The sequence below is a fragment of the Pseudoalteromonas sp. SWYJZ12 genome (assembly GCF_015864395.1).
In the GTDB taxonomy this organism is placed as follows: domain Bacteria; phylum Pseudomonadota; class Gammaproteobacteria; order Enterobacterales; family Alteromonadaceae; genus Pseudoalteromonas; species Pseudoalteromonas arctica.
The window spans coordinates 104908-111240 of the sequence record NZ_JADYXH010000011.1 but is presented as its reverse complement, the minus strand read 5'-3'; the positions used below and the strand labels follow the sequence as shown (position 1 = coordinate 111240).

Below are 6333 nucleotides of genomic sequence, written 5' to 3'. Positions count from 1 at the left end.
CAAAAGTAGGACCGTTCGAATTTCAAAAACTCGGTACACCATTAAGTCAAAGCATGCTTAACTGAATGGTGTTAGCCAATTGGCGGCTTTTTATTCTCTGTATTTTCATGCAGTTCGAGTTTTGGTGCACTCATACCTTTGAGTAACCGACCAAATATATCAGCGCCGGTAATAATGCGCTTCACATCACTCCACACTAACACCACATCGTGATCAATGGCCCCATCAAACGATTTATCTAAAGAATGACTAGCCCGTATTTTTAAAATAACTTCACTCAGGCGCATCGCCTCATCAGCAACAATAATAGGTCTGTGACAATAATGATAAGGGTCAAACGTATCTGGCTCAAATAACGCTGATCTTAAAAAGCCGTCAGCATCTACCACTAATAAAGGCCAACCGTCTTCATTGGTAATGATCACCCAGTTATAACCTGACTTATGTAGTTTGCGTAAAAACTCATTATCAGTCGTTAATGTAAGGTCTGGGAAAATAGGCAAATCAAGCTTAGTAGGCAAAGCAATAATAGAGTCTGGATCAATTACCTCACCCTCTTTGGTTACGCTTATTTCATCTAAGCTAAAAAAGTTAAGCGCGCCTATTCCCTCAACGTGTTGAACATCAGCTTCTTCAGCCTCTATGTGTTTGCGAATAATACCTCTGAGCTCACTTTCAGCAAAGTACGTAATCCCCTCTTTACCTAACCATGCATCGAGAATTAAAGCCGTTGGCTTAGCAACTATATAAAACAGAATCTGATAAAACTTAATTAACGGCGAAAGTAGGCTTGCCATTTTTAACGCATTACGCGAAAAATAAGCCTGCGGTGTTATTTCACCAATAATAGTAATTGCGATAGTTGAGAATAAAAACGAACTTGCGCCCATTAATACCGAATCAGAAAGTAGTGTAAGTAGTACGTTAATACCTACGTTACCCCACAAAATAGTCGACAATAAAAAGTTAGAGTCGTTTCGAAGGGCCATGACTTTTATGGCCGCCTCGTTCCCTTTTGCACTTTCCATTTCAAGCTGAAGCCTACTTAGTGAAAAAAACGCTAAGTTTAAGCCCGAAAATATTGCCGATTGTGAAATACACAAAGCAATTGCACACCAAATCATGACTTCAAAGGTCATTGTATTTTCCTGTTAGTAATACCAATTCACTTAATTAAGCGAATTGGTATAAGGCTTATAAAAGCAATAAACTGCCTAAACCTAAAAAGGTAACAAACCCAACAATATCGGTAACGGTAGTTAAAATTACCGAGCCAGATAACGCAGGATCAATTTTCATTTTGTCTAAAATAGACGGAATAACAACACCCGCTAGTGACGCAGCGACTAAATTCAATAATATGGCTACCGTAATCGTAATACTGAGCATTAAATCGTTAAACCATAAGAAGGTAAGCAGGCCTATTACAAACGCCCATACCAAGCCATTTACAGCGCCAACACGTAGCTCTTTTTTAAGTAACGCATTGCGGTTTGAATCTGTAACCTGTCCAAGCGCTAAACCACGCACAATAACGGTTAATGTTTGACTACCTGCGATCCCGCCCATAGAAGCAACCACTGGCATTAATACAGCTAGTGCTACAACCTGTTCTATAGTTGCGCCAAATAAACCGATGAACCAAGACGCTAAAAAGGCAGTAGCTAAGTTAATACCTAACCATATACCACGGTTTTTAGCACTTTTTCGCACACTTGCGAACAGGTCTTCGTCTTCACGTAAACCACCGGCTTTAGCGGCTGCTTCATCAGCAATTTCTTGTCGTAATTCATAAGCAGAGGCAATGGTTAATCGCCCAAGTAATTTGTTATCAGCATTAACCACTGGCAGTGCCATTTTTTCACTGTGGATCACCACTTCTGCCGCTTCATATAAATCATCATCAGCATGGAGCGATGAAAAGTCATGATTTGCCAATGTCATTAAGTTATCGGTGTCGCTGGCTTTTATTAAATCATTTACCGCAACCTCACCTATTAAACTACCCTTGCGGCTTACTAAATAAATAACTTCACTGTATTGCGGTAAACCTTTATGTAGCAATTTTTTAGCACCACCGGCTGTTAGCTTCTCCGATACTTTTAAAAAGTCAAAACCTAACCAGTGACCAAGTTGTTCTGGCGGGTATTGCTGCGCTAAATCATATTGTTTGGTTTGCGCTTCATCGAGTTGCTTTTTTGCATACTCAACAAATCGCTCTGGTATAACTTCTTCAAGTTCCAGTAGCTCTTCTACATTAACTTCATCAAGAAGCTTAAAAGCCTCAGTGTCTTCTAGTGTTTGCAGCAACCACAAGCAACTATCTTCACTTAAATTAACAAAAATTTCGTGTTGCGTGTCTTCGTCAAGCAACTGCCAAATTTCAAGTCGTTGTTCTTTTGGTATCGCCTCAAAAAGTAATGACAGGTGCTCTGTTGAAAGCGTTAACTGCGCATCTGCTAATAATTTATTTTTGCGTTCTGTTGTATCGCATTGCAATAAATCATTTATGAGCTGTGGAAGTTGGTCTACCGGATACTCAATCATCTTAAAACCTTAAAATTTAAAAGCGCACATTATTTATAGTCTACTTGAACAATAAAAAATTGCAGAAAAAACGTGAACTTATTAAGCATGCGCAAGCTATTTTTGCGCATTGTATGGGCAAACTAAATGCAGTACTAATATTTATTTTAAAAAATTAAAAAAACAGTAAAAGGAATTGTTTTTGAGGGATTAAACAACAAGTAAGCAAACCAAAGGGATTACTTATAATAAAAAAAATCCCATATTAGCTAGGCTAATATGGGCAAAATCACACAATGAATTAGGTGTTTTTAAATTACGGTTTATGCTTTAAATTAAAGTCTATCAGTAATATTTCGTACTAAGTCAGAATCTACAAATTGAGTAATAAGTGCAGCGCCCCACGCATAGCCTCGCTGTATTGGGTAACCTTTAAAAATCCAGCGTTTACGCACGTGATTAAAGCGCTCCAAATAGTCTTGCTTTTTTTGTGGCAGAGGTTGCTCACCCAATTTATTCCATGCTTTATATACGCCTGACATGTCAGACCCTCGCATAAAGCGTTGCAACCAACGTGGAAAACGAGAAAAGCTAATAGTGGACTGAAAATCAATAAAATAAGGTTTACCGTCTGCGCCGCATAAAATATTACCCATATTGCGCAAGTCTAAATGCACGATGCCTTTGCGATGCATTTTTGCTACTTGACGCTCAAGCTCACTAAAAAAGTTAACAGGTAGTGTTTTGTCTTCATGAATTAAAGCGCGCAGTGGCGTGCCTTCAATATAGTTATAAGCTACGGCTATCGGCGATAATCTACAAAAGCGGTTAGCGACTGCATCAAGCTCAGCTAAACGGCTCAATCCTTTATATTCTTGGTTTACAGATAGTCGCGCAAATGTTTTGCGGATAAACCACGGGCTTTGGCTAAAATCTTTAACAATTAAATCAAATTCATTATCTTTATATCGATACACAATCGCGTTAGCAAAACGTCCCTTATGGACAACACTTAAGTGATGTTGCATAAAAGTATGTTCTGGAAATTGCTGCTGTAATTGTACTAACAAATTATTTTCAATCATAACAAACCTAACAAGATGATAACTTTAATTGCCTAGGCAACTATATTATCAAAGTTAGATTCTGCGCACAATCAGATCAACTAATTAGCACGCTAACTTTCTATTGAAACAGTATCGCTATTTTATTGATAATCTACTTTTGGGGGGAGTCTGGCAGTGAATCAAGATTATTTATAGCTTTGAATAGTAAGTCGATTATTTGGTTTTTTTCTGGCTCTGAAAAACCACTTAATGCTTGAGCATAGACTTCGTTTACTACAGGCATAATTTCAGGACAAAGAGCTTTACCTTTTTCACTTAAACACAAAATAGTTGAGCGCTTATCAAGCTCACATTGCGTTTTAATAATGAGTCCTTTTTCTTCAAGTCGGTTTAGTAAGCGGCTCATAGCGCCACGATCATAAACCATATACTCGCAAAGTCCTGCAAGCGTATTAACCGACTCTCTCGCAAGTAGTACAACCACAATATATTGCGCAGAAGTTAAGTCCATAGGAAGTAACTTGGCATCAACATGAATGGCTAATCTCGAGCGTAAAAAAGACACTAAACGCCCCAAGTCTTGCTCTGGCGCTAACTCTTCTCGAGTACAACGTTTAATTGATGGCATGTTTTGCATGGTTATTCCACTGTATAGGTATATTTGCATGCTGATAGACCTTAACACATACAAAAAATTCAATAATTTTTATAAAAACTAAGCAGCTAAAACTAAGCCACAAAAATAAAGCCGCTATTAGCGGCTTTTACTGTAAAGCTTTAAACTTTGTTAAATTTTAAACTGGCCAACAAGCTGGCCTAAGTTTTCACCACGCGCAGCTAAATGCTGGCCTACCGAAGAGGTAGTTTTGCTTGAAATAGTTAGTTCATTAACGATTTCTTGAATGGCAAATACATTACGGTTTATTTCTTCTGTAACGCTACTTTGCTCCAGCGCCGCTGTCGCAATTTGCGTACTCATGTCGTTAATTGATCTAACTGAGGTTGTTACCGCACCTAAACTTTCTGAAATAGCACGAGACGATTCTACTGAGCGATTACAACTATTCTGACTCGCTTGCATTGCGGCTACAGCATTCGATACTAAATTATGTAACTCACTCAACATTTCACTAATCTCTAATGTGCTAACTTGAGTACGACTTGCTAAGCTTCTTACCTCATCAGCAACAACAGCAAACCCTCGCCCTTGCTCACCTGCTCGTGCAGCTTCTATTGCAGCATTAAGTGCAAGTAAATTTGTTTGCTCGGCAATTCCACCAATTACGCTTAGTACACTATTAATCTTTTTAGATTGATCACTGAGTGAATCAACTTGTTCTGCGGCTAGGTTTATCTCGCCCATTAGGTTAGACACCTCACTGAGTGAAATATCAACACACTCTTGAGCTTTAGCAACTTCTTGCGTTGCCGCTTGGGTTGACTCTGCCACTTGATTCGTATTTTGAGCCACCTCATGAGAAGTAGCCGACATTTCGGTAATAGCCGTCGCAACAAGGTCTGTTTCATGATTGTGATTAAGTAGCTTGTCTTCAATTAACCGTGTTTGTGTATTTATATCACTAGAGGCTGTTTTTACATCGTGTGTTACATCAACCACATTGGCAATAATGCCATGTAGCTTACTTACAAACATATTAAATGCTTCGCCAAGTTGGCCTATTTCATCGTTAGTATCAATATCTAAACGTTTGGTTAAATCGCCCTCACCTTTAGCAATGTCGTCAAGGCTTTGCGCCATGCGCTGTATTGGTTTTACCATTGTATTTGCGGCAACTAACGCACATACAATAGTTAACACAACCCAAAATAAAGCAATTAGCAATAAGGTCACTACCTTATCATTCATGTGCTCTTGCATTGCTGTTTGATATTTAAGTAGTTCTGCGCCTATATCATCCATATATGCGCCAGTACCAATCATCCAGTTTGTACCTGGGATCATTGCTGCATAGCCCATTTTTTCAACTAAGCCTGTGGTATTTGGTTTTTGAAAATGATAGTTAAAAGCGCCACCGCCTTTTCTAGCTTGATCTAATAAGCCCACTATTATTTTTTTACCGTTAGGGTCAGTCATCCCTATTTTGTTTTGCCCTTCAATAGCATCACCTAATAATGCATGAAAAACACTAACGCCATTTGTGTCGTATATAAAAAAGTAACCACCTTGACCAAATGTTAAATCTCTTAAAGCGTTTTTAGCATCTTGCTCAGAGCCATTTGCTATTTGATAGCGCACAATTTTACTGGCAATTTCCACCTCGGTGCTTAGCAACGTTTGTTTGTCACTTATTAGTTTAGTTTGAAATGCTTCAAAATTTTGTTGCTGATTTTTATTCTCTAAATAATAAGAACTCAGCATCAAGCTAATCAAAAGTAGCATTAAGGGCAATATAGCTAATAACAACAGTTTGTTTTTCAAGCTTAAATTACTCATTATTTCTCCGGGGTATATAAATGCATATATAGCGACAATAGCCAAAAATTAAATTACGGCTGTTTACATTGTTTTATTGGGTTTAAAAGCATAGTAAATAAAAACAAATTGGTGGGAGTAAACTCATACTATGCTCAATTAGCAGATATTATAGTCACAAGGAAGGTATTTGGACACTAAAAACACTGAGACCTTCGTATTAATTAATATATAATTTGCCACTCTTTCATTAGAGATTTAAAGTTCTAGCAGCTGCATTGATCTAAACTTAATTTTATAGCGTAC

5 protein-coding genes are annotated in these 6333 nt (G+C 38.0%); all 5 read right to left on the bottom strand.

Translation table 11 applies throughout. The features are described 5' to 3' along the window. Positions 1 to 71: 71 nt before the first annotated feature. Positions 72 to 1139, bottom strand: coding sequence for a CNNM domain-containing protein (locus I6F42_RS13310; protein WP_197152436.1), 1068 nt, complete (start codon positions 1137 to 1139; stop codon positions 72 to 74). Positions 1140 to 1194: 55 nt separating this feature from the next. Continuing rightward, positions 1195 to 2547, bottom strand: coding sequence for a magnesium transporter (locus I6F42_RS13305; protein ID WP_007584828.1), 1353 nt, complete (start codon positions 2545 to 2547; stop codon positions 1195 to 1197). Between the two features lie 314 nt (positions 2548 to 2861). Continuing rightward, positions 2862 to 3611 carry a serine/threonine protein kinase gene (locus I6F42_RS13300; protein ID WP_197152434.1) on the bottom strand — a complete coding sequence of 250 codons (750 nt, stop codon included), beginning with the start codon at positions 3609 to 3611 and terminating at the stop codon, positions 2862 to 2864. Positions 3612 to 3744: 133 nt separating this feature from the next. Continuing rightward, the gene (locus I6F42_RS13295; protein ID WP_231388420.1) at positions 3745 to 4260 is read right to left on the bottom strand and encodes a MarR family winged helix-turn-helix transcriptional regulator; all 516 of its coding nucleotides are present in this window, start codon (positions 4258 to 4260) and stop codon (positions 3745 to 3747) included. Between the two features lie 120 nt (positions 4261 to 4380). Beyond that, positions 4381 to 6048 carry a methyl-accepting chemotaxis protein gene (locus tag I6F42_RS13290; RefSeq protein ID WP_197152433.1) on the bottom strand — a complete coding sequence of 556 codons (1668 nt, stop codon included), beginning with the start codon at positions 6046 to 6048 and terminating at the stop codon, positions 4381 to 4383. Positions 6049 to 6333: the final 285 nt, after the last annotated feature.

Bases quoted from the DNA above. Each gene is read 5' to 3' on its own strand.
- I6F42_RS13310 (WP_197152436.1), bottom strand. From the start codon at position 1,139: ATGACCTTTGAAGTCATGATTTGGTGTGCAATTGCTTTGTGTATTTCA.
- I6F42_RS13305 (WP_007584828.1), bottom strand. From the start codon at position 2,547: ATGATTGAGTATCCGGTAGACCAACTTCCACAGCTCATAAATGATTTA.
- I6F42_RS13300 (WP_197152434.1), bottom strand. From the start codon at position 3,611: ATGATTGAAAATAATTTGTTAGTACAATTACAGCAGCAATTTCCAGAA.
- I6F42_RS13295 (WP_231388420.1), bottom strand. From the start codon at position 4,260: ATGCAAATATACCTATACAGTGGAATAACCATGCAAAACATGCCATCA.
- I6F42_RS13290 (WP_197152433.1), bottom strand. From the start codon at position 6,048: ATGAGTAATTTAAGCTTGAAAAACAAACTGTTGTTATTAGCTATATTG.